Source organism: Glaciimonas sp. Gout2 (assembly GCF_035018905.1).
Lineage (GTDB): Bacteria > Pseudomonadota > Gammaproteobacteria > Burkholderiales > Burkholderiaceae_D > Glaciimonas.
Genome location: NZ_JASJXA010000004.1, coordinates 50,166 through 73,844 on the forward strand (window position 1 = coordinate 50,166; position 23,679 = coordinate 73,844).

Consider the following 23,679-nt stretch of genomic DNA (forward strand, 5'->3'; position numbering starts at 1 on the left):
AATAAGGTTGATGTTGGCTGATTTTTTCATGAATCAGGTCGCCGATAGTGCAGATGCTGTGGTCGGGACAATGACATTCCGATTTCCTGAACGAGCGCGCAAATGCGCGCCGCCGTCGATCAGCAAAGTGGTGCCGGTAACGGCGGTCGAACTGGCGATAAAACAGATGCTGGCGGCAAAGTCATCCGCGGTCGTGGCAGCGTCCAATGTGAGAGTCAAACCGGGAGCATCAAGATTGAGCGCCGGGGCAATGCCAACCACGCGTACCCTTGGTGCCAGCGCCAGGGCCAGCAAGTCTGTCGCCTTTTGAAGTGCCGCTTTTGACAATGTGTAAGATAAAAAGTCAGGTGCGGGATTAAACAGTTTTTGGTCTAATAAATTAATGACCACCGCTTGCGCTCCTTCAGCAGTGGTTGCATGCAACGATTGCGCCAATAGAATTGGCGCGGCTAAATTGGTGCGCATATGCCGTTCCAGGTGTGAGGCTGAAAAATCGGCGGCAACATCAGCCACAACACGGGCTGCGTTATTGACCACGCACGTTAGGCTTCCAAGGGCGACAATGATCCGTGGGATCAACGACTTAACCTGTGTTTCATCGGCTAGATCGGCGCTGATGAGATGCACGCGATGACCCAGATTTTCGCATTCTTTGACGAGCTTCAGCAGCAATGCCGGTGGCTGTGCATCCCCGTAATGTAGGGCAAGGTCCCACCCTTGTTGTGCCAGCGCGCGCGAAATGATGCTGCCGAGTGGATTCGAGGCGTCGGTAACAAGTGCTACTTTGGCGTTTAATAGCGGCCGTGTGGGAGAGTAATTCATTGGGGAAAAAATTCACTAAAATTGGCTAAAATTCATTAAAGTCGAGTATGTTTCTTTAATATTCTCGAATAATTTTCTGAGTTGTTTCAAAAATCGTGCAAGCTCGGGATGACTATTCGTCTTTGTTTGTCATTGCTTACGCTAAGATTTGCAGCGAATTGACAGTATGTTAGCATTTAAAAAAAGCTATTGAAGTTGCTATGAAACCGGTGATATCTCCTACAATATCGCCATGCAACTGCAACTACCCGAAGCTTCTATCGAAGCGCAGCACGCGTCACGCTTGCTGCACAACCTCATTGCCGCCGAAATCCGTCATTATGATGGCTGGATTTCATTCGCTCGTTATATGGAGTTGGCGTTATACGCACCAAACCTCGGTTATTACAGCGGTGGCGCAGCAAAACTGGGTAAAGACGGTGATTTTACAACCGCACCGGAGATTACGCCGCTTTTTGGCGCAACACTTGCGCAATTATCCACAGAACTGATCACTGCGACAGACGCAACGTTAGCGCCGCAGATGCTGGAGTTCGGCGCCGGTACCGGGCAATTGGCCTTTGATATCCTGACCGAATTGCATGCCAATGGGTTTAGTCTTGACGCATATTACATCGTTGAGCTGTCGGCCGAGTTGCGCGCACGGCAAGAGCAGAAGCTGAGTGGCTTTAGGCAAGTGCAGTGGCTGGATCGGTTGCCAGCGTCTTTTTCAGGCGTGGTGATCGGTAATGAAGTGTTGGATGCGATGCCGGTTGAGATGCTGTTACGGGGCGAACAGACCTGGATGCAGCGCGGAGTTGGCTTAGAAGAGGTGACGGATTCAGTCGGTGAGGCGCAGTTCGTCTATGTTGATCGGTTAGCAAATCCATCGTTGGTGGAGCAAATCCCAGGCGCTGATGACTTGGCGGTTGGCTATTTGACAGAAGTCCATCCGGTAGCAATCGGTTTTATGCACTCGGTAGCCGCAATGTTGAACGCCGGTTCTGGTGGTGTGGCGATATTCCTCGATTATGGATTTCCTGCGGCTGAATATTATTTGGGACAGCGCGATCAAGGCACGCTGATGTGCCACTATCGTCACCACGCACACCCAGATCCATTTTATTGGCCGGGTTTGCAGGATGTGACGGCCCATGTTGACTTTACCGCGATGGCCGTCGCCGCCATTCATGGTGGCATGGATGTGTTGGGGTATACCTGCCAGGCGGCTTTTCTACTTGATGCAGGGATTGCCGAATTGTTGTTGCGGACCCCGCCGGAAAATGCCTTGCAGTATTTACCTCAGGCGAATGCGGTTCAAAAATTAATATCTCCGGCTGAGATGGGTGAATTATTTAAGGTGTTGATTGTAGGGAAGCAAGCAATTTTTCCGGCCCGCTTTGGACGCAATGATCGTTGCCACAAATTGTGATCGAGCTTGATGGGCCTAAATAGCGATAGGCTCAAATTAAATTGCCAAACTTGTTTGTTTTACTTAACGCATTTAGCGGCTTGGTCATAGCTGTCGATCATGTTCTAAGGTGTTGTACGTAAGACCGTCCTGCCGCTGGCATCAAGATGTGGCTTCAATTGAAAGAACGGTATGATTCGTTGGGTTTTAGTAATTTTTCTTGCGGTAATTGTATTGTCCAGCGCTCTGCCATGGTTAGAAAAAATGGGCATCGGACGCTTGCCTGGAGACGTCCGATTTAAGCTGTTTGGCAAAGTATTCTCGTTGCCATTTGCCTCGACGATTCTGATTTCGACAGTCGTATTTTTGCTCGCACGATTTCTGTAGAAAAGGGGCGTCCAAGTGTTATCGCGATAGCTTGCTGGTCATGCGTCTTATAGGCGGTTTATTCTGCCGAAGGTGGTGCCGGGACCACATCCGCAACGGTAACCGCAGCCGCAGCCGCAGCCGCAGATTTTGACCGGGGTTTTGCTTTCCCCGAGGTTTCAAATAATGTCTCTACCAATGCGGATGGTTGTGCGATGACGGCACGATTTTGATATTCCACGATGGGGCGCTGTAGCAATTTTGGATAATCAACGAGTGCTTGTAATAGCTGGGAGTCGTCAGCCTTGGAGAGCTTGAGTTTTGTGTACTTTGGATCCTGATTGCGCAACATGGCACTGATCGGAAGGCCTAATTTCTTTTGCAAGTTAATCAGCTGCGGGATACTCAACGGTAGTTGCTGATAGTCGATTATCTCGAGGATAAGGTTTTCACGGGTCGAAATTTCTTCGATCAGGTGAAGTGCTTCGCGCGAAAACGGGCAGCGAGGATGGTGATAAATTGTGATCATAATTGGAAGCCTTTTTGTAATACTGCTGCCAAATGCTGGCGGCGTTGAGTGTAAACGCGCTAGCGAAGGATGTCGAGTTTGTCGGTTCTAAGCAGCAGCGAGATCGCCCGATCCGCCGTGAAGGTTGATTCCGCCTGCGTTGGCGACTCAGTCGCGCCCATCGTCCGCATCCGGATCCTTGCCTGTTTCACCACCAATTGCAATTTCGTTATTGCGAATCATCTGATCGTGCGCGAACATTTCTTCAAGTTCGGCACGCGCTTGCCTTGCTAACGAAACCATCTGTTGCTGATCTTTATGATGCGGATAAATATCATGCACGGTTTGTAAATTGTGTGCACGAAATTTTATCGCAGCTTGCTCCGCGCGCGATGGACCGAAGCCCAGTTGTTGTAAAGCTTGTCGACCAAGTTGTAAGGCGGAGTCGAAGGTTTCGCGCTCAATAACAGTGACGCCAAGGTCCATCAAATCGTAATAGTGGGTAATATTGCGTGCACGCGCCGCAATCGGCAGCAAAGGATAAGCGCGTCGAACTGCAGCGATCAATCGCAAGCTGCCGTCAATATCATCAATGGCAACTACCAGCAGGCGCGCTTTGGCGACGCCCGCCGTGCGTAACAAATCGATGCGGGTAGCGTCACCGTAAAAAACTTTGAAGCCGAATTTACGTAATAAATCGATCTGATCAGGGTCATGGTCAAGCACCGTCATGCTGACCTGATTGCCGTGCAGCAAGCGTCCTACAATTTGTCCGAAGCGTCCAAACCCAGCAATGATGACAAGATTTTCGTTGTCGTCGATGACGTCATCGGGCCGCTGGCGCGTTGACACAAAATACGGCAAGACGACCTTGTCATAAAAAATTAGCAATAAGGGTGTGGTGACCATTGAGAGCGCCACGACCACCACCAGGAGTGAGGAAGTCTCCTGTGTGAAGACCTTGGCTGCGGCAGCCGCACCAAATACGACGAAAGCAAATTCGCCGCCTTGGGATAGCAATACTGCGAACAAAAATTGTTGGGCTCGGGCGATTTTGAATAGCTTGCTGAGGATATATAGCACGCTTATTTTGATAAGTAAAAAACCTGCGACCAAGCCAAGTACTAACCATGGCTGCGCAAGAAATACGCCGAAATCTACGGACATCCCTACTGCAATAAAAAACAAGCCAAGTAACAAGCCCTTGAAAGGTTCCAGGTCGGTTTCCAAGGCGTGTCGGTATTCAGAATCGGCCAGCAAAACACCAGCTAAAAATGCGCCCAATGCCATCGACATGCCGACCCACTCCATCAGTAATCCAGTCGCGATCACCAGGAGTAAGGCAAATGCCGTGAAAATTTCTCGCAGGCCGGTTTTGGCGATCATGCGTATCAGAGGTCGTACCAAAAAACGGCCACCAAAAATCAGTGTAGCGATTACAGCAACAGCCTTAGCAGCGCTCAGCCAACCGGCATCGCTGCCTTGGACCGCAGCGACCCCTAGCAAGGGAACAATCGCAATCATCGGAATCGCGGCAATATCCTGAAACAACAGTATCGCGAATCCAGCAGAACCTGCAGGCGTGGCTGTCAATTTACGCTCTGACAGCGTGGCGAGCACGATAGCGGTGGATGATAGCGATAACCCAAGCGAGGCGATGAGTGCGGTTTTCCAGTCAACACCAAAGCCGATTGCTGCGCCAAATAGCGCTAGCGTGACGATACCAACCTGCGTACCGCCCCAACCGAAAATTGGCCGCCTCAATGACCACAAACGTTTAGGCTCAAGTTCCAGTCCGATCAAAAAGAGCAGCAGAACTACGCCGAACTCAGAAAAATGCAAAATATCTTCAACGCCATCGATCAGGCGCAGACCCCAAGGTCCGATTACCATACCCGCCAACAGATAACCTAGGACCGCCCCTAGTCCTAGGCGCTTGGCAATCGGTACTGCGACGACAGCTGCGGCCAAATAGATTAATGCATTGAGTAAGAGACTTTTTTCCATTGGCTATGTGTAATTTATTGTGGGACATTTGCACCACGTTGATCGATAGTTGCTCGACGCTGCTCCAAGTGGAATCATGGTATCAAACATCGTGATACCGCGATGATGCCAGAGGTTGTAGGCGTGTTTAGGCCTCAACGCAGAGGTAACGCTTGATCGACCGTTCTATATGCCTAAATATTGCATCAAGCGCTAAATTAAACTAAGTAGGCCTATACTTTGGTAAATAATTTTTTATCCTGCTGGCAAAATTGTATCGCTGGCGCCAGCGCAGTGAGCCAGTTTGCGCGGAAGCGAATGGATCGCCAGAAGTATCAATAAAGTGCTGAGTGGTCAACGTAATAAAGCAATGTAATAACGAGGATTAGCGAAATTTAGCTGCTACGGATAGTTTTGCCCTGGCGATAGTCTACCTACATTCCACTTTAAGTTTTCGACACCATGACCGATAAGAAAAATTCTGAATCAATACCTACCCTTCCTATTGAGCCCCCTGTTATATCCGAAAATGCTTCTGAGCCGCTTGCTGCGTCTCCTGAGCCAGTAACTGCGTCGTCTCCCGCCATGGCAGAAAAAATTATTAAGCCGGCGGAACAACCGACGGTGTATACCAGTTTAGGCCACGCTGGCAGCGCAACTTCCGGCGCTCGAGCAGATGACGCGCCATGGACGCAAACCTGGAAATTGATTGCAGCGCGGGTCCGAGCAATATCGGACAAGGCTGGCCGCAGAATGATGCAGCGTACGCTGAAAATTGGCGTTTCCGCGCGTATATTTCATCCTGAAGAAGGGGCAAAAGGTTTACGCGGACGGACATTGCAATATCTTGAAGAATCGATTGCACAGTGGGTGATGTCGCGCGACGTACTCGTATTCATGATTCCGACCGTGAACACCAATGGCCTGGTACATCCTAGTAGTATTCGTCTACGTGACTATGCCAAGCATCTGGATGGATTAGTATTGCAAGGTGGTGCAGATGTTTCGCCGCAAAGCTATGCCGAAGCCGCTACCAGACCAGAGTGGGGTGGTGACCGCGTGCGTGACATGTATGAGCTCGAGTTGCTGCACGAATTTATAGAGGCAGGCAAGCCAGTACTGGGCATTTGCCGTGGTTGTCAACTAATCAATGTCGCGTTGGGCGGGACCTTGTATCAGGACATCGCTACCGACGTCCCGACCTCGATCGCCCATGTGAACGATGAATATGATCGTCTACATCACGCGATCCAGTTTCCACCGGGATCGTCGCTGGCGGCCCTATTTGCGTCGGACAGTGATACGCGCAAAGAGTGGGTGGTGAATTCAATTCATCACCAGGCAGTTAAGGATCTTGGTCGCGATCTCTCCGTTGAGGCAGTGTCCGGCGTAGATAACATCACAGAGGCTATCCGCTATCGCAAAGCACCTTTTGTCATGGGTTTGCAATGGCATCCCGAATTCCACCGTGCAGGTGGTCCAGAATTGCTCGATTGCACGCCAATATTGGATGGATTTTTGCGGGCAGCGCGGGAAACGCGTTTCTAAAATACACATTCGCAAGAAATATCATTATATTTTGATGTAGCGCTTGTCTATTTGAAAATCTTCGTTGTATACTGTTGGGCTTGGCTTTCAGCGATAAAGCTGTTTAATGCATTATGAAACTAATTCATAAGAAATTATCGGTAGTGGTTGACAAAGTCAGGAAGTTTCACTATAGTTTTGGGTTCCGTGCGGAGGGGTGGTCGAGTGGTTAATGGCAGCAGACTGTAAATCTGCCCTCTTGCGAGTACGCTGGTTCGAATCCAGCCCCCTCCACCATTGCCGGAAATAGTGAAGTAGTACTGTTGTGCAGAGTAAGTAAAAATGTTGTGGTTGAAGAAATGATCTCGCGGGTGTAGCTCAATGGTAGAGCAGAAGCCTTCCAAGCTTACGACGAGGGTTCGATTCCCTTCACCCGCTCCAGTTCAGTAAAAAGTTTGGCATTACAGATTTAGTAGTACATGAGTTGCAAGTAAATGGTTTTCAAGTTTATAAGTTGAACGTGCCACTGTGAGTTTTCGGTGTACGGGCAGCATAGCCCTTGTAGCTCAGTGGTAGAGCACTCCCTTGGTAAGGGAGAGGCCACGTGTTCGATCCACGTCAAGGGCACCAGCTATACAGTTTGTTTGCAGTGCCCGAATCAGTGTGAAGTTAGCGCTGTGTTCTCTGGATTAGTCAATCGTAGTATTCAATGCAATGCAGTCGGGCGCGTGCCTGAACATTCTCATCAAATCTTTAGGAGTTCCAAGATGGCAAAAAGTAAATTTGAGCGGACCAAGCCGCACGTGAATGTGGGTACGATTGGCCACGTTGATCATGGTAAAACTACACTGACTGCGGCGATTTCTAAAGTGCTGACCAAGAAATTCGGCGGCGACATGCGCGATTTCAGCACGATTGACTCTGCCCCGGAAGAGCGTGCACGCGGTATTACTATTAATACTTCGCACGTAGAATACGAAACAGCGAATCGCCATTACGCGCACGTTGACTGCCCAGGCCATGCTGATTATGTTAAAAACATGATTACTGGTGCTGCTCAGATGGACGGTGCGATTCTGGTTTGTTCTGCTGCTGATGGTCCAATGCCGCAAACGCGTGAGCACATCCTGTTGGCGCGTCAAGTTGGTGTGCCATACGTCATTGTGTTTCTGAATAAAGTAGACATGGTTGACGACGCTGAGTTGCTCGAGCTGGTTGAAATGGAAGTGCGTGAGTTATTGAGCAAGTACGATTTCCCAGGCGACGATCTGCCAATCATCCAGGGTTCAGCGAAGCTGGCGCTGGAAGGCGACACAGGTCCGTTGGGCGAAGAAGCGATCATGAAACTGGCCGATGCGTTGGATAGCTACATTCCAACCCCGGAGCGCGCAGTTGACGGTGCTTTCTTGCTGCCAGTGGAAGACGTATTCTCGATCTCCGGTCGCGGTACTGTTGTGACTGGTCGTATTGAGCGTGGTATTGTGAAAGTTGGCGAAGAGCTGGAAATCATCGGCATCCGCGACACACAAAAAACGACCTGTACTGGTGTTGAAATGTTCCGTAAGTTGCTAGACCAAGGTCAAGCTGGCGATAACGTCGGTGTGTTGTTGCGCGGTACCAAGCGTGAAGACGTTGAGCGTGGTCAAGTCTTGGCCAAGCCAGGTTCGATCAAGCCACACAAGCATTTCACTGGCGAGATCTATGTGTTGTCGAAAGATGAAGGCGGCCGTCATACACCGTTCTTCAACAACTATCGTCCACAGTTCTATTTCCGTACCACGGACGTCACTGGTTCGATCGCTTTGCCAGAAGGCAAAGAAATGGTCATGCCGGGCGATAACGTGTCGATCACTGTGATGTTGATCAACCCAATCGCGATGGAAGAAGGCTTGCGCTTCGCTATTCGTGAAGGTGGTCGTACAGTTGGCGCGGGTGTTGTTGCCAAGATCCTGCCAGATCCACAATAAGTTAGCTGAACGCGCCGCAATTCTGGATTTATCCGTCTTGCGGCGTTGATGTCTCAGCAAATAGTGGTTGTAAAAGTAGTGAGTAGTAGAGTCTAGAGTGAGTTAAGAAGCCAGATAACTCATGGTAATGTTAAGCGTTAGGGGTGTAGCTCAATTGGCAGAGCGCCGGTCTCCAAAACCGGAGGTTGGGGGTTCGATGCCCTCCGCCCCTGCCACCGATTTAGGTGTAGGGTACTGAAAGTATAAATCCAAGTATGTCTAACCACCCTGTGCAAACAGTCAGCCCATCCGGCGACAAGCTCAAAGTAGTATTGGCAGTATTAGCTGTCGTTGCCGGCATAGTCGGCTTTTATTTTTTGTCGGACAAGCCAAGCTTGGTACGTGCAAGCGTTTTGGTCGCCGGTTTGCTTGTGGCGATTGCCTTGGCATGGACCTCGACGCAAGGTCGTGGTTTTCTGAGTTTCGCGAAAGAAGCTATACGCGAAACTAAAAAGGTGGTCTGGCCTACCCGCAAAGAAGCGATGCAAATTACTGCAATCGTATTTGTCTTTGTTCTGGTGATGGCAATTTTCCTATGGGGCACCGATAAGCTCCTCGAGGTTTTGTTGTACGACGTGATTCTGGGTTGGAAATAATAATGAGCGAAAGCACACAAGACGACGCACAAGCAACGCCGGTCGATGTAACGACACCGGCGTCTGCGCCTATGGGCAAGAAGCGCTGGTATGTTGTGCACGCCTATTCTGGTATGGAAAAAAGCGTCATGCGTGCACTCACCGAGCGTGCTGAACGTGCCGGTATGCAAGATCAGTTTGGCCAGATTTTGGTGCCAACTGAAGAAGTAATTGAAGTCAAGAACGGTCAAAAATCTGTCACCGAGCGTCGCTTCTTTCCTGGCTATGTTCTGGTTGAAATGGAAATGACTGACGAAACATGGCATTTGGTCAAGAATACGAATAAAGTTACCGGTTTTATTGGTGGCAAGTCAAACAAGCCGACTCCAATTCCACAGCACGAAGTCGACAAAATCATGCAGCAAATGCAAGATGGTGTCGAGAAGCCGCGTCCAAAGGTATTGTATGAAGTCGGCGAGTTAGTGCGTATTAAAGATGGTCCGTTTACAGATTTCAACGGTAACGTTGAAGAAGTGAACTACGAAAAATCGCGCGTGCGCGTGACGGTCACCATTTTTGGTCGTGCCACACCGGTCGAGCTGGAATTTGGGCAGGTCGAAAAAGTTTAATTTTTGAGTCGAATGTTGTTAATCGTCGCAAGGAATGCAGGGCTCGGAAGCAAAGAATTAGTAATACAGAAGTGAGTATTAGAGAAATTTTAGGATGCGCCCAGCGAAGCGCAGTAAGTTCGAAGAACTTGTCAATTCGCTGTTATTAGTAAGAGAGGAGCCCAATTAGGTCAGGCAACTGAGCGAAAAGGCGCTAACACTCAACCAACGTAGGAGCCATCATGGCAAAGAAAATTATTGGTTTTATCAAGCTGCAAGTTCCAGCTGGTAAAGCAAACCCGTCCCCTCCGATCGGTCCTGCACTGGGTCAGCGCGGTCTTAACATTATGGAGTTCTGCAAAGCGTTTAACGCCCAGACTCAAGGTGTTGAGCCAGGTCTGCCAATTCCAGTTGTGATCACAGCATTTGCGGATAAGTCCTTCACGTTCATCATGAAGACGCCTCCTGCAACTATTTTGATCAAAAAAGCAGCTGGTATCACTAAGGGTTCGGCTAAGCCGCATACCGATAAGGTCGGCTCGATTACTCGTCAACAAGCAGAAGATATCGCTACTCAGAAGAAGCCCGACCTCACTGGTGCTGATCTGGAAGCTGCCGTGCGTACTATCGCCGGTTCCGCTCGTTCGATGGGCATCACGGTAGAGGGTCTGTAATGGCTAAGTTAACTAAACGCGTAAAAGCAATCAAAGCAAAAATTGACAGCACCAAGGCTTATCCATTCGATAACGCCATTGTTTTGATCAAAGAATGCGCAACTGCTAAATTCAATGAGTCAATCGATGTCTCCGTCCAATTGGGCGTTGATGCAAAGAAATCGGATCAAGTTGTCCGTGGCTCCGTCGTATTACCAGCTGGTACAGGCAAGAGTGTTCGTGTTGCTGTTTTTGCCTCAGGCGAAAAAGCTGAACAAGCTAAAGCAGCGGGTGCAGATATTGTTGGTATGGAAGACCTGGCTGAGCAAATTAAAGCCGGTAACATGCCTTTCGATATCGTTATCGCTTCGCCAGACACAATGCGCATCGTTGGTACTCTGGGTCAAATCCTAGGGCCACGTGGCCTGATGCCTAACCCAAAAGTCGGTACTGTTACTCCTGACGTTGCTACTGCAGTTAAAAATGCGAAAGCTGGTCAAGTGCAATACCGTACCGACAAAGGCGGTATCATTCACGCAACAATCGGTCGTAAATCGTTCAGCGATGCTGATCTGAAATCGAACCTGTTGGCACTGATCGATGCATTAGCTAAAGCTAAGCCAACAACCAGCAAAGGTGTTTACCTGCGCAAGGTTTCGCTGTCTTCAACGATGGGTGCTGGTATCCGCGTTGAGCAAGCAAGCTTGGTTGCTTAATTACTGAATCAAGTCCTTATGGCGCCGCGAAGGTACAACTTGTACTAGCGCTGGTGATTAAGGCAAATCTTTGGGCTAGATCGTCATCGTCAACGATGATGGCGGTTTAGACAATCAAAGACCGTTGGGCGGCGTGCATGCAGGTTTATGCACAAAGTTAAAATGTCAGATGATGTTAAGTTGTCTGGACCCCAGCGCAGATGGTGCACCCGAACAAGTTTTGTAGTCTCAACACTGCTGCGTTATTTATAGCGCCCTGGTACTGAACTCCTAACTTCGGACGCCGTGTTCGAACCGATGTGAGGTGAGTAGCCACTTGCGGCTATGTTGTTACTGAGCATCATTTATGGAGGTTGATCTTGAGTCTCAATCTGAATGACAAAAAGGCCGTTGTAGCCGAAGTTTCTGCAAAAGTGAAAGCTGCGCAGACTATCGTCTTGGCCGAATACCGTGGCATCCAGGTTAGTCACTTGACGCAACTGCGCGCCAATGCGCGTACCCAAGGGGTGTACTTGCGTGTATTGAAAAATACATTAGCACGTCGTGCCGTTGAAGGTACCGCTTTTGCTGAACTCGCAAACGAAATGACCGGTCCGTTGATCTATTCGATCTCGGTTGATGCCGTTGCTGCTGCTAAAGTCCTTGCTGACTTTGCAAAAACCAACGACAAACTGGTCCTCAAAGCGGGTAACTTCGCTGGCAAATCGCTTGATAAAGCGGCTGTCGTAGCGTTGGCAAATATCCCAAGTCGTGAAGTTCTGCTGGCCCAGGTTGTGGGCATGATGCAAGCTCCGATATCCGGATTTGTGCGTGGTTTGGCTGCTTTGGCAGCGAAAAAAGAAGCCGACGCTGGCGTTGTTGCCGGCGAAGTTGCAGTCGAAGAAGTAGCCGCTTAATTTCATAGTTAAGGTGCATTTCGACGCTTTTTTCAGCGTTAGTACTAATTAGATGTTGTTATCAAATAAATTTAGGAGTTTCACATGGCACTTGACAAAGACGCAATCCTGGACGCAGTTGGCGCCCTGACCGTTTTGGAATTGAATGACCTGGTTAAGGCATTCGAAGAGAAGTTTGGCGTTTCGGCTGCAGCTGTTGCTGTTGCTGGCGGCGCTGCTGGCGGTGGCGCTGCTGCTGCTGAAGAGCAAACTGAATTCACAGTTATCCTGACTGAATTCGGCGCGAACAAAGTTGGCGTAATTAAGGCAGTTCGTGAAATCACTGGTCTGGGCTTGAAAGAAGCTAAAGACCTGGTTGACGGCGCACCGAAGCCAGTTAAAGAAGCTGTCTCTAAAGCAGATGCTGAAGCCGCACAGAAGAAATTGGTTGAAGCTGGCGCGAAAGCGGAAATCAAGTAATTCTGATTTCACAGTGCGCCTCCGTCAAGGAGGTGCAGGAGTCAAAGTGCAGAATCCCCCGAAAGTGGGGGTTCGGCTTTGGCTCCTTTGTCGTTTTCAATTTTATTGTTGTTATAAGTTTTACTCGTTGAACCAGGTTAGCTCTTGACCGGTTTATAGCGTTCTTTTTGCAGCCAAGCTCGAAGGGCTGAGACTTGAGGTTTCGTAGCTGTTGGGTTTTATAGTTTGTCTTAACGGTTAATCAATTTGGTTAGCCGGGAGATATATCTATCTAACTTATCGAATCCTGAATTCTCTATCCTTCCTGTCACTCACGGAGTGTCCATGCATTACTCATTTACTGAGAAAAAACGCATTCGCAAATCTTTTGCGAAACGTGCGAATGTTCATCAAGTTCCGTTCCTGCTGGCGACCCAGCTCGAGTCGTATCTGGGCTTTTTGCAGCAAGACAAAGTACCGTCTCAACGCAAAAACGAGGGCTTGCAATCTGCCTTCTCGTCCATTTTTCCTATCGTTTCGCACAATGGATTTGCGCGTCTCGAATTCCTGTCGTACGTCCTCGGTGATCCACCGTTCGATGTCAAGGAATGTCAACAACGTGGATTGACGTTCGCGTCGCCTCTGCGTGCCAAGGTGCGATTGGTTATTCTTGATAAAGAATCTCCAACTAAACCGGTTGTTAAAGAAATGAAAGAGCAAGAAGTTTACATGGGCGAATTGCCTTTGATGACAACTACTGGCTCGTTTGTGATTAATGGTACTGAACGTGTCATCGTGTCGCAGTTGCATCGTTCGCCTGGTGTGTTCTTTGAACATGACCGCGGCAAAACGCACTCGTCCGGTAAGTTGTTATTCTCGGCCCGTATCATTCCTTACCGCGGTTCATGGCTTGACTTCGAATTCGATCCTAAAGACATCTTGTTCTTCCGTGTCGACCGTCGTCGTAAGATGCCTGTCACGATCCTGCTAAAAGCAATTGGTATGTCGGTCGAGCAGATTCTGGCTAATTTCTTTGTATTCGACAATTTCGCATTGCGCAATGAAGGCGCAGAGATGGAGTTCGTTGCTGAGCGCTTGCGTGGTGAAGTTGCGCGTTTCGATATCGTTGATAAAGCTGGCAACGCATTGGTCGCCAAAGACAAGCGTATCAATTCGAAGCATGTTCGCGACATCGAAGCTGCTGGTATTAAGAATATCTCGGTTCCGGAAGATTACTTGTTGGGCCGCGTTTTGGCGCGCAACATTATCGATGAAGATACCGGCGAAGTAGTTGCCAACGCGAACGACGAGTTGACTGAAGAATTGCTGGCAAAGTTACGCGAAGCTGATATCGCTGCTATCCAGACGTTGTACACCAATGATCTGGATCAAGGCGGATACATATCGCAAACGCTGCGCAGTGACGACACTAACGATCAGATGGCGGCTAAAGTTGCTATCTATCGCATGATGCGTCCTGGTGAACCGCCAACTGAAGATTCAGTTGAAGCGTTGTTCAACGGCCTGTTCTACAACGAAGATCGTTACGATCTGTCGGCTGTTGGTCGTATGAAGTTCAATCGTCGTATTGGTCGTGATGAGTTGACCGGCGCGATGACGTTGTCGAACGAAGATGTGTTGGCTGTCATTAAGATTTTGGTTGAGTTGCGCAATGGTCGCGGCGAAGTCGATGACATCGATCACTTAGGTAATCGTCGTGTGCGTTGCGTCGGAGAATTGGCAGAAAATCAATTCCGTGCTGGTTTGGTGCGGGTTGAGCGCGCGGTCAAGGAACGTTTGGGCCAAGCTGAAGCTGATAATTTGATGCCGCATGATCTGATCAACTCCAAGCCGATTTCGGCCGCAATTCGTGAGTTCTTTGGTTCGTCGCAGTTGTCGCAGTTTATGGATCAAACCAATCCGTTGTCGGAAATCACCCACAAGCGCCGTATTTCGGCACTTGGGCCCGGTGGTTTGACGCGTGAACGTGCTGGTTTTGAAGTACGTGACGTGCATCCAACTCACTATGGCCGTGTGTGCCCGATTGAGACACCGGAAGGTCCGAACATTGGACTGATCAACTCCTTGGCGTTGTATGCGCGTTTGAATGAGTACGGTTTCCTTGAAACACCATACCGCAAGGTTGTTGACAGCAAAATCACTGAACAAGTCGATTTCCTGTCCGCGATTGAAGAAGGTCGTTACATCATCGCTCAGGCGAATGCGACCATCGACAAATCGGGCAAGTTGTCGGATGAATTGGTTTCGGCGCGTGAAGCGGGTGAAACAATTCTGGTATCGCCCGAACGTGTTCAATACATGGACGTGGCAACCGGTCAGGTGGTTTCGGTAGCGGCTTCGTTGATTCCATTCCTGGAACACGATGATGCGAACCGTGCGTTGATGGGCGCCAACATGCAGCGTCAGGCAGTTCCTTGCTTGCGTCCGGAAACGGCACTGGTTGGTACCGGTATCGAACGTACTGTGGCGATTGACTCTGGCACTACGGTGCAAGCGTTGCGCGGCGGTATTGTGGATTACGTCGATGCTGGCCGTGTGGTGATTCGGGTCAATGATGAAGAAGCGTTGGCTGGTGAAGTCGGTGTTGATATTTACAACCTGATCAAATACACCCGCTCGAATCAAAACACCAACATCAATCAGCGGCCTATCGTTGAAGTCGGTGATCGCGTTGCTAAGCTTGACGTTATCGCTGATGGTGCATCGACTGACCTGGGTGAGTTGGCTCTTGGTCAAAACATGCTCGTGGCATTTATGCCATGGAACGGTTATAACTTCGAAGATTCGATTCTGATCTCTGAAAAAGTTGTTGCTGATGATCGTTACACGTCAATCCATATCGAAGAGTTATCGGTGGTGGCACGTGATACCAAGCTGGGCGCCGAAGAAATCACGCGTGACATCTCGAACCTGGCCGAAAATCAGCTAGCGCGTCTGGATGAAGCAGGGATTGTTTATATCGGTGCAGAAGTTGAAGCTGGCGATACATTGGTTGGTAAAGTTACACCTAAAGGTGAAACGCAACTAACACCAGAAGAAAAACTGCTGCGTGCGATTTTTGGTGAAAAAGCGTCAGACGTAAAAGATACTTCGTTGCGCGTGCCATCGGGCATGGTCGGTACCGTTATCGACGTGCAAGTATTTACACGCGAAGGTATTGTGCGCGACAAACGTGCGCAGCAAATTATCGATGACGAACTGAAGCGCTATCGTCTCGACCTGAACGATCAGTTGCGGATTGTTGAAGGCGATGCCTTTGAACGTCTAGAGCGTATGTTGATCGGCAAGGTCGTCAATGGTGGTCCTAAGAAATTGGCCAAAGGCGCCAAGTTGACCAAGGAATACCTGGCTGACCTGGATAAATACCATTGGTTTGATATCCGTCCATCGGACGATCCGACTGCTATCGCGCTGGAAGCGATCAAAGAATCGATCGCCGAGAAACGTCATCAGTTTGATCTGGCATTCGAAGAAAAGCGTAAGAAGCTTACTCAAGGCGATGAGTTGCAGCCTGGCGTGCAAAAAATGGTCAAGGTTTACCTGGCTGTTAAGCGTCGTCTGCAACCTGGCGACAAGATGGCGGGTCGCCACGGTAACAAGGGTGTGGTGTCACGCATTCTGCCTATCGAAGACATGCCACATATGGCAGATGGTACGCCAGCTGACATCGTATTGAACCCGCTGGGCGTTCCGTCACGGATGAACATCGGTCAGGTGCTGGAAGTCCATTTGGGTTGGGCTGCAAAAGGTCTGGGTCTGCGTATCGGCGAAATGCTGAAGGCGCAAACTGCAATTGCCGAGTTGCGTCAGTTCCTCAACACGATTTATAACGAATCGGGCAAAGTTGAAGATTTGGACAGCATGAGCGACGACGAGATATTGCGTTTGGCCGCGAATCTGAAAAAAGGTGTGACTTTCGCAACGCCGGTATTTGACGGTGCAAACGAAGCTGAAATCAACCGTATGTTGAATCTGGCTTACCCAGATGCCGTTGCTAAGCAACTTGGCATGACGCCATCGAAGAATCAGGTCACGATGTATGACGGTCGTACTGGTGAAGCGTTTGAGCGTAGTGTCACCGTTGGCTATATGCATTACCTGAAACTGCACCATCTGGTCGACGACAAGATGCATGCACGTTCCACCGGTCCTTACTCGCTGGTTACTCAGCAACCGTTGGGTGGTAAAGCGCAATTCGGTGGTCAGCGCTTCGGTGAGATGGAAGTGTGGGCATTGGAAGCGTACGGCGCATCGTATGTACTGCAAGAAATGCTGACAGTTAAATCAGACGACGTGAACGGTCGTACTAAGGTCTATGAAAACCTGGTCAAGGGTGACCATGTTATCGAAGCCGGTATGCCGGAATCTTTCAACGTGCTGTTGAAAGAAATCCGTTCGCTAGGTATTGATATGGATCTCGATCGCGACTAAAGCGGTTTCGATTTTGATCCATTGTGGGACAGTGTTTATGCGGCTGACTACTAAAATAGGCGCCAAATGACCCTGTCCCACAACTGATTCAACTAGCAGCTAAAAGGTCGGTGAAAGTTGCCCCCTCATTTGTGAATAATGAGAGAAACAGCCCACCGTACTAATAAAAGAATTTAGTTTTTTCACGCCAACCTGGAGTGATACATGAAAGCACTGCTCGATTTATTCAAGCAAGTTCAGCAAAATGAACAGTTCGACGCAATCAAAATTGGCCTCGCGTCGCCAGATAAAATCCGTTCATGGTCTTATGGCGAAGTAAAAAAGCCAGAAACCATCAACTATCGTACCTTTAAGCCTGAGCGCGATGGTCTGTTTTGCGCCAAGATTTTTGGCCCAATCAAAGACTACGAATGCCTGTGCGGTAAGTACAAGCGTCTGAAGCATCGCGGTGTAATCTGCGAAAAGTGTGGTGTTGAAGTCACGCTGGCAAAAGTGCGTCGTGAGCGCATGGGCCACATCGAATTGGCATCGCCAACTGCACATATCTGGTTTTTGAAATCGTTGCCGTCACGTTTGGGTATGGTCCTCGACATGACGTTGCGGGATATCGAACGCGTTCTCTATTTTGAAGCGTACGTTATTACTGATCCAGGCATGACGCCGCTGAAGCGTTGCCAGATTATGTCGGAAGACGACTACGCAGCTAAATACGAAGAATACGGTGATGACTTCACGGCATTCATGGGCGCCGAAGGTATCCGTGAATTGCTGCGCGCGATCGATATTGATCGCGAAGCTGAAACTTTGCGTCAAGACTTGAAAGATTCCAAGTCAGAAGCCAAAATCAAGAAATATTCCAAGCGTCTAAAAGTGCTGGAAGCATTCCAGCGTTCGGGTATTAAGCCGGACTGGATGATCATGGAAGTGTTGCCAGTGCTGCCGCCAGAATTGCGTCCGCTGGTACCGCTGGATGGTGGTCGTTTCGCCACTTCTGATCTGAACGATCTTTATCGTCGCGTCATCAACCGTAACAATCGTCTAAAGCGCCTGATGGAATTGCGCGCGCCGGAAATCATTACGCGTAATGAAAAACGGATGTTGCAGGAAGCTGTCGATTCGTTGCTGGATAACGGTCGTCGCGGTAAGGCAATGACTGGCGCCAACAAGCGTCCGCTGAAGTCGTTGGCTGAGATGATTAAGGGTAAGGGCGGTCGTTTCCGTCAAAACTTGTTGGGTAAGCGCGTCGATTACTCTGGTCGTTCAGTGATCGTGGTTGGTCCACAACTGAAATTGCATCAGTGCGGTTTGCCGAAATTGATGGCCTTGGAACTATTCAAGCCATTCATTTTTAACAAACTTGAAGTAATGGGCATTGCAAGCACCATCAAGGCAGCCAAGAAGGAAGTTGAAAATCAAACTTCCGTGGTGTGGGATATTCTGGAAGAAGTGATCCGTGAACATCCGGTCATGTTGAACCGCGCGCCTACATTGCATCGTTTGGGTATCCAGGCGTTTGAGCCGGTCCTGATCGAAGGTAAAGCGATTCAGCTGCATCCATTGGTCTGCGCTGCGTTTAACGCCGACTTTGACGGTGACCAAATGGCGGTCCACGTTCCACTGTCGATCGAAGCACAGATGGAGGCACGTACGCTGATGCTGGCGTCGAACAACATTCTGTTCCCATCGAACGGCGAACCGTCGATCGTTCCTTCGCAAGATATCGTGCTGGGTCTGTACTACGCTACTCGCGAACAGATCAACGGTAAGAACGAAGGCATGATGTTCCCGGATGTTTCAGAGGCGATCCGTGCGTATGACAACAAGGAAGTCGAACTGACAACCCGTGTCACCGTCCGTATTACCGAGTATCCGAAGGACTTGGTCACGGGCGAGTTCGTCAAGACCATCAAGCGTTACGAAACGACCGTTGGCCGTGCGATCCTGTCAGAAATTCTGCCTAAGGGTCTGCCATTCACCGTTCTGAACCGTGCGTTGAAGAAAAAAGAAATTTCAAAGCTGATCAACACTTCGTTCCGTAAGTGTGGTTTGCGTGCGACCGTTGTCTTTGCCGATCAACTGATGCAGTCGGGTTTCCGTTTGGCGACGCGTGCCGGTATCTCGATCTGCGTGGACGACATGTTGGTCCCGCCACAAAAAGTGACATTGATCGCTACTGCAGAACAAGAAGTCAAACAGATCGAACAGCAATATTCGTCCGGTTTGGTTACTGCTGGCGAGCGCTATAACAAAGTGGTTGATATCTGGGGCAAAGCCGGTGATGACGTCGGTAAAGCCATGATGGAACAGCTGAAGGTTGAAGACGTCGTTCGCCGCGACGGCACCCAAGGTACGCAAGAGTCGTTCAACGCCATTTACATGATGGCCGACTCCGGTGCACGTGGTTCCGCAGCACAGATTCGTCAGTTGGCTGGTATGCGTGGTTTGATGGCAAAACCGGATGGTTCGATTATCGAAACGCCGATTACCGCGAACTTCCGCGAAGGTCTGAACGTTTTGCAGTACTTTATTTCCACCCATGGTGCGCGTAAAGGCTTGGCAGATACTGCGTTGAAGACAGCAAACTCGGGTTACCTGACGCGTCGTCTGGTTGACGTTACCCAAGATTTGGTTGTGATCGAAGATGATTGCGGCACGTCAAACGGTGCAGTCATGAAGGCGATGGTTGAGGGCGGTGAAGTGATCGAAGCGTTGCGTGACCGTATCCTTGGCCGTGTTGCTGCGAATGACATCGTGAATCCTGAAACGCAGGCAACGTTGTACGAATCCGGTACATTGCTTGACGAAGACTCCGTCGAAGAAATCGAACGTCTGGGTATTGACGAAGTGAAAGTTCGCACGCCGCTGACTTGTGACACACGCTATGGCCTGTGCGCACAATGTTACGGTCGGGATCTGGGACGTGGTTCATTGGTTAACGCCGGTGAAGCAGTCGGAGTGATCGCGGCGCAGTCGATTGGTGAGCCAGGTACCCAGCTGACGATGCGTACGTTCCACATTGGTGGAGCGGCATCGCGTGCAGCTGTCGCGTCTAGTGTTGAAGCCAAGTCGAACGGTGTGGTGCGCTTTACGGCAACCATGCGTTACGTCACTAACGGTAAGGGCGAGCTAATCGTTATTTCCCGTTCCGGCGAAGTGTTGATTACTGATGACCATGGTCGTGAGCGTGAACGTCATAAAGTGCCTTACGGCGCAACGATGATCGTTAATGACGGTATGACGATCAAGGCTGGTGCAACATTGGCAACGTGGGATCCGCTGACACGTCCGATCATTACCGAGTACACCGGTACTGTGAAGTTCGAAAACGTTGAAGAAGGTTCAACCGTTGCACGTCAGATCGATGAAGTAACCGGTCTGTCGACATTGGTTGTTATCGATGCCAAGCGTCGTGGCTCTGTGACTAAAACTGTTCGTCCGCAAGTTAAATTGCTGAATGAACAAGAACAAGAAGTAAAGATATCCGGCACTGAACACGCTGTGACGATTGGTTTCCAGGTCGGTGCGCTGATTACCGTGAAAGATGGTCAGCAAGTACACGTTGGTGAAGTACTGGCGCGTATCCCGACTGAATCGCAAAAAACACGTGACATTACCGGTGGTCTGCCGCGTGTTGCTGAGTTGTTTGAAGCGCGTTCACCGAAAGATGCTGGTATGTTGGCTGAGGTTACCGGTACCGTGGCATTCGGTAAAGAAACCAAGGGTAAACAACGTCTGGAAATCACAGACATGGACGGCAACAAGCATGAGTTCTTGATTACTAAGGACAAACAAGTGCTGGTCCATGATGGTCAAGTGGTGAACAAGGGTGAAATGATTGTTGACGGCCCAGCCGATCCACAAGACATTCTGCGCTTGCTGGGTATTGAAGCATTGGCGCGTTACATCGTTGACGAAGTGCAGGATGTGTATCGTCTGCAGGGCGTGAAGATCAATGACAAACACATCGAAGTAATCGTTCGTCAGATGTTGCGTCGCGTGCAAATTGTTGATGCTGGCGATGCTAATTACATCACTGGTGAACAAGTTGAGCGTTCAGAGTTGCTCGATGAGAACGATCGCGTGATTGCTTCCGGCAAGATTCCAGCAACTTACGAAAACGTATTGTTGGGTATTACCAAAGCATCGTTGTCGACCGACTCGTTCATTTCGGCAGCATCGTTCCAGGAGACTACTCGTGTCCTGACTGAAGCTGCGATCATGGGCAAACGCGATGGTCTGCGCGGTCTGAAAGAGAACGTCATTGTTGGTCGTCTGATCCCGGCTGGTACGGGTCTGGCATTCCACCGTGCACGTAAGGAAAAAGACACGTGGGAAGCGGAAGAGCGCACTGCGTTGCTGCAATCTGAGCAACAGGCGCGTAACCTTCAGGCTGAAGCGGAAGTGCACGCAGCGGAAACACTGGGAACGACTGACGGCGAAGCTTAATTCGTTAGCATCGTTTCAATAGAAAACGGCACCGAAGATATTCTTCGGTGCCGTTTTTATTTGTGCGTACCCAACGGTGTTTCTTGCGCTGTACCGGAATAGAAAAGTGGGGCTGTGAAGTTGTGGCTAACTTCTCTGGTTTTCCGACCGCTGGTGGTCAAGTATCGTGGAGGTGGAAAGACGCTGCAATGCCCCATTTATGCCGTTGGGCCGGTAGGTTGATGCGGAGCGGGTATTTGGCTAGGACGATGGTAAAAGTAGGATTACAGGGTCCTCTATTCGGGGTAAAAGAGACTTATTCACTTCTTATACTTTAAGCCCTTTGCGCATTTAATTCAAAAAATACGAGGCGACCGACTGCGTTGTTTAGTCCTCCATTAATCTTTCAATTGCACTAAGGGCTTGCCGTTGTCTTTCACTTCTCTGCAATCGCCTTTAAAGGTCGAGTTGTCGTAGTCAGACCAGCCATAACTGTCCACATAGCGCTTCTGAGGACGCAGCTTACTGCTGAGGAAACTCCTTTCCAGATGTTCGTCCGGGTATCGGATATCCGACAAATCCAATAAGGAATGAAACACATTTTCAGTGTTGATGCGGGCACGTTTATGACGTATCAATTGCGCTACTTTTTCTGGGTACGCAACTTTGTACGCATCTGAATACCACATCAGACCTGGAATATGGAACTCGAACTGCGTATTGTGTCCGTGGAAAGCGATCTTGCAACTGCCATCGTATAAAGTCTCCCCATGGTCAGAAAAATACATCATGGCCGTCAGCTGGTTAGTAGATTTGAGCGTCTTAATGACCTGCTCTAAAAACCAATCGGTATACAGTACGGAGCTATCGTAACTGTTATTGAGCGCTGGCTTGTTCCCCAGGTTGGTATAAGCAGGATTTGAGATGCCGTAGAGCGACGGTAGCCACTTATCGAATGCCTGTGGGTATCGGTGGCTATAATTCCAATGGCTGCCTAGCGTATGCAGCACAATGAGTTTTTTTGGATGCGGGTCATGAATTGCGGACTGAAAAGGCGAAAGCAGCGCCTGATCCAAGCTCGAAGTATCTGTAAAACCGCCTAGATTGATAAATTGTGTGACGTTCGCTTCATTGGCGAATACAGAAATCGGCGTATCGAATTTGCCGAAGGACATTTGGTTAGAAATCCAGTAGGTCTTGAAACCAGCTTCCTTATAGGCTGTGATGAAGGACTTTTCTGAAAATCCGGCACGCAAGCTTTGTACGATTGGCTTACGTGAAATCATCACGGGAACTGACAAGCGCGTCGCGGCGACCCCGGTAAGCACGTCTGAAAAGCTGACAAGGTTTGGTTCTTGTTTTAATAGCGGATTAGTTTCACGCGCGTAACCATTCAGACTCCAGCGATCATATCGTGATGATTCGCCTATCACCATGACAACGATCTGTGGGGTTTCTTGCTGACTCGCCTGATGCGCAACAAATGCAAAATTGCGATTCTTGTGCTGCAAATCCTCTAAATATCGATGCTCTTTCCAAAAATCGTATCCGCGCACCGCCAGTCCGAACGGCCAAGTGGCGCCGAACGGCTCAACCTGAAAGGGAATGCTTGCCCAGCTCGGTAGCTTGCCTAATTTAATTGAGGTTACGGCCTCCTTTGGTACAGAAGTGAGGCCCGCGTCCGATATGTCGCTTGCTCCCGCCATCGGAGTCTGGACGCTACTTGCGCCATCTTTAGTAACGGCTATGATCGCAGCGCTATCCGGCGGCGAACTTTTACTCAGCGGCTGCGACACGATTAGCGACGCGAACGGGGATGCCTTAATCCCAACTTGTTCACCGTACAGCCAAATTCCAAATGCCACCAAAGCCAACACACAAATCATCCCACGTGAGCCGCCACGCCAGTCCAGATCGCGGGTTCGGATCGCAGCAATCCAGCTCAGGCCCCACCACAAAATGATAACCACCAGTAAAAATGCCAGCAGCCAGATTTTATTGCCCAGGAATTCAATTGCTTCCGCTGGAGATGTCTCTGCAATGATCCCTAAATGATGCGTGGAAATACCTTGTCCATAAAACTTGCGCAAGTAAAGCTCGACGGGTAATGCGATAAATGCGGGCAGCAGCAGCCAATGGAACATTGCTGGGCGTTTGAAAATCCCCCACACCGTAATCCAGGCGATAAATTCGATTGCGACGACCCGGCCCGGCCGGACCACTATCTGACCAAACAGCCAAGGCGCAAACGGAACTAATGACAACATTAGATAGGTAATTAATACAAACAGATTATTTCGGCGCAGCAAGT

At 49.6% G+C, this 23,679-nt stretch carries 16 protein-coding genes and 4 tRNA genes; 16 read left to right on the forward strand and 4 right to left on the reverse strand.

The window, feature by feature from the left end; all coding sequences use genetic code 11:
• Positions 1–33 precede the first annotated feature (33 nt).
• Complete coding sequence (locus tag QN379_RS04770) at positions 34–822, reverse strand: SDR family NAD(P)-dependent oxidoreductase (protein WP_322233972.1); 789 nt, start codon at positions 820–822, stop codon at positions 34–36.
• Between the two features lie 232 nt (positions 823–1,054).
• Between QN379_RS04770 and QN379_RS04775 the strand changes: the two genes are divergently transcribed.
• Both QN379_RS04775 and QN379_RS04780 read left to right on the forward strand, forming a co-directional pair.
• On the forward strand, positions 1,055–2,233 hold the full coding sequence (locus QN379_RS04775) for a class I SAM-dependent methyltransferase (RefSeq protein ID WP_323506142.1): 1,179 nt from the start codon (positions 1,055–1,057) through the stop codon (positions 2,231–2,233).
• A gap of 171 nt (positions 2,234–2,404) precedes the next feature.
• Positions 2,405–2,599, forward strand: coding sequence for a DUF2905 domain-containing protein (locus QN379_RS04780; RefSeq protein WP_322233966.1), 195 nt, complete (start codon positions 2,405–2,407; stop codon positions 2,597–2,599).
• Positions 2,600–2,657: 58 nt separating this feature from the next.
• Here the strand turns inward: QN379_RS04780 and QN379_RS04785 are convergent, their stop codons facing one another.
• The gene (locus QN379_RS04785; RefSeq protein WP_323506143.1) at positions 2,658–3,107 is read right to left on the reverse strand and encodes an ArsC/Spx/MgsR family protein; all 450 of its coding nucleotides are present in this window, start codon (positions 3,105–3,107) and stop codon (positions 2,658–2,660) included.
• A gap of 147 nt (positions 3,108–3,254) precedes the next feature.
• Positions 3,255–5,093, reverse strand: coding sequence for a glutathione-regulated potassium-efflux system protein KefC (gene kefC / locus QN379_RS04790; protein ID WP_323506144.1), 1,839 nt, complete (start codon positions 5,091–5,093; stop codon positions 3,255–3,257).
• A 441-nt stretch (positions 5,094–5,534) separates the two neighbouring features.
• Here kefC and QN379_RS04795 point away from each other — a divergent pair, with 441 nt between their 5' ends.
• From QN379_RS04795 to rpoC, 14 genes are all read left to right on the forward strand, one after another.
• A complete protein-coding gene (locus QN379_RS04795) occupies positions 5,535–6,620 on the forward strand; it encodes a type 1 glutamine amidotransferase (protein WP_322233959.1) in 1,086 nt (361 codons plus the stop codon).
• 190 nt (positions 6,621–6,810) lie between these two features.
• A tRNA-Tyr gene (locus QN379_RS04800) sits at positions 6,811–6,896 on the forward strand.
• A gap of 70 nt (positions 6,897–6,966) precedes the next feature.
• Positions 6,967–7,040: transfer RNA gene (locus QN379_RS04805), tRNA-Gly, on the forward strand.
• A 114-nt stretch (positions 7,041–7,154) separates the two neighbouring features.
• Positions 7,155–7,229 (forward strand) — tRNA-Thr (locus QN379_RS04810).
• A gap of 137 nt (positions 7,230–7,366) precedes the next feature.
• A complete protein-coding gene (gene tuf, locus QN379_RS04815; protein ID WP_205322864.1) occupies positions 7,367–8,566 on the forward strand; it encodes an elongation factor Tu in 1,200 nt (399 codons plus the stop codon).
• 139 nt (positions 8,567–8,705) lie between these two features.
• A tRNA-Trp gene (locus QN379_RS04820) sits at positions 8,706–8,781 on the forward strand.
• A 39-nt stretch (positions 8,782–8,820) separates the two neighbouring features.
• Positions 8,821–9,201, forward strand: a complete 381-nt coding sequence (secE, locus tag QN379_RS04825) for a preprotein translocase subunit SecE (protein ID WP_322233957.1) — start codon at positions 8,821–8,823, stop codon at positions 9,199–9,201.
• Between the two features lie 71 nt (positions 9,202–9,272).
• Positions 9,273–9,809 carry a transcription termination/antitermination protein NusG gene (nusG, locus tag QN379_RS04830; RefSeq protein WP_370446503.1) on the forward strand — a complete coding sequence of 179 codons (537 nt, stop codon included), beginning with the start codon at positions 9,273–9,275 and terminating at the stop codon, positions 9,807–9,809.
• 221 nt (positions 9,810–10,030) lie between these two features.
• Positions 10,031–10,462 carry a 50S ribosomal protein L11 gene (gene rplK / locus QN379_RS04835; protein ID WP_168057399.1) on the forward strand — a complete coding sequence of 144 codons (432 nt, stop codon included), beginning with the start codon at positions 10,031–10,033 and terminating at the stop codon, positions 10,460–10,462.
• Positions 10,462–11,157 (forward strand): 50S ribosomal protein L1, encoded by a 696-nt coding sequence (rplA, locus tag QN379_RS04840; protein ID WP_322233953.1) that lies wholly within the window; start codon positions 10,462–10,464, stop codon positions 11,155–11,157. The genes rplK and rplA overlap by 1 nt, the downstream gene beginning before the upstream one ends.
• Before the next feature lie 359 nt (positions 11,158–11,516).
• Positions 11,517–12,053 (forward strand): 50S ribosomal protein L10, encoded by a 537-nt coding sequence (gene rplJ / locus QN379_RS04845; RefSeq protein WP_205322867.1) that lies wholly within the window; start codon positions 11,517–11,519, stop codon positions 12,051–12,053.
• Between the two features lie 84 nt (positions 12,054–12,137).
• The gene (gene rplL, locus QN379_RS04850; RefSeq protein ID WP_205322868.1) at positions 12,138–12,512 is read left to right on the forward strand and encodes a 50S ribosomal protein L7/L12; all 375 of its coding nucleotides are present in this window, start codon (positions 12,138–12,140) and stop codon (positions 12,510–12,512) included.
• Between the two features lie 324 nt (positions 12,513–12,836).
• Entirely contained in the window at positions 12,837–16,943 is a 4,107-nt protein-coding gene (rpoB, locus tag QN379_RS04855; RefSeq protein ID WP_322233950.1) for a DNA-directed RNA polymerase subunit beta, read from the forward strand.
• A 204-nt stretch (positions 16,944–17,147) separates the two neighbouring features.
• Positions 17,148–21,389 carry a DNA-directed RNA polymerase subunit beta' gene (gene rpoC / locus QN379_RS04860; RefSeq protein WP_322233949.1) on the forward strand — a complete coding sequence of 1,414 codons (4,242 nt, stop codon included), beginning with the start codon at positions 17,148–17,150 and terminating at the stop codon, positions 21,387–21,389.
• Positions 21,390–21,766: 377 nt separating this feature from the next.
• Here rpoC and QN379_RS04865 read toward each other — a convergent pair whose 3' ends face one another.
• Positions 21,767–23,635 carry a phosphoethanolamine transferase gene (locus tag QN379_RS04865; RefSeq protein WP_323506145.1) on the reverse strand — a complete coding sequence of 623 codons (1,869 nt, stop codon included), beginning with the start codon at positions 23,633–23,635 and terminating at the stop codon, positions 21,767–21,769.
• Positions 23,636–23,679 lie beyond the last annotated feature (44 nt).

What these genes read in the sequence shown, in the direction of transcription:
- QN379_RS04780 (WP_322233966.1), top strand. Translation starts at nt 2,405, where the DNA reads ATGATTCGTTGGGTTTTAGTAATTTTTCTTGCGGTAATTGTATTGTCC.
- rplA (WP_322233953.1), top strand. Translation starts at nt 10,462, where the DNA reads ATGGCTAAGTTAACTAAACGCGTAAAAGCAATCAAAGCAAAAATTGAC.
- secE (WP_322233957.1), top strand. Translation starts at nt 8,821, where the DNA reads ATGTCTAACCACCCTGTGCAAACAGTCAGCCCATCCGGCGACAAGCTC.
- rpoB (WP_322233950.1), top strand. Translation starts at nt 12,837, where the DNA reads ATGCATTACTCATTTACTGAGAAAAAACGCATTCGCAAATCTTTTGCG.
- rplL (WP_205322868.1), top strand. Translation starts at nt 12,138, where the DNA reads ATGGCACTTGACAAAGACGCAATCCTGGACGCAGTTGGCGCCCTGACC.
- nusG (WP_370446503.1), top strand. Translation starts at nt 9,273, where the DNA reads ATGGGCAAGAAGCGCTGGTATGTTGTGCACGCCTATTCTGGTATGGAA.
- QN379_RS04775 (WP_323506142.1), top strand. Translation starts at nt 1,055, where the DNA reads ATGCAACTGCAACTACCCGAAGCTTCTATCGAAGCGCAGCACGCGTCA.
- rpoC (WP_322233949.1), top strand. Translation starts at nt 17,148, where the DNA reads ATGAAAGCACTGCTCGATTTATTCAAGCAAGTTCAGCAAAATGAACAG.
- QN379_RS04795 (WP_322233959.1), top strand. Translation starts at nt 5,535, where the DNA reads ATGACCGATAAGAAAAATTCTGAATCAATACCTACCCTTCCTATTGAG.
- tuf (WP_205322864.1), top strand. Translation starts at nt 7,367, where the DNA reads ATGGCAAAAAGTAAATTTGAGCGGACCAAGCCGCACGTGAATGTGGGT.
- kefC (WP_323506144.1), bottom strand. Translation starts at nt 5,093, where the DNA reads ATGGAAAAAAGTCTCTTACTCAATGCATTAATCTATTTGGCCGCAGCT.
- QN379_RS04785 (WP_323506143.1), bottom strand. Translation starts at nt 3,107, where the DNA reads ATGATCACAATTTATCACCATCCTCGCTGCCCGTTTTCGCGCGAAGCA.
- QN379_RS04865 (WP_323506145.1), bottom strand. Translation starts at nt 23,635, where the DNA reads ATGTTGTCATTAGTTCCGTTTGCGCCTTGGCTGTTTGGTCAGATAGTG.
- rplK (WP_168057399.1), top strand. Translation starts at nt 10,031, where the DNA reads ATGGCAAAGAAAATTATTGGTTTTATCAAGCTGCAAGTTCCAGCTGGT.
- QN379_RS04770 (WP_322233972.1), bottom strand. Translation starts at nt 822, where the DNA reads ATGAATTACTCTCCCACACGGCCGCTATTAAACGCCAAAGTAGCACTT.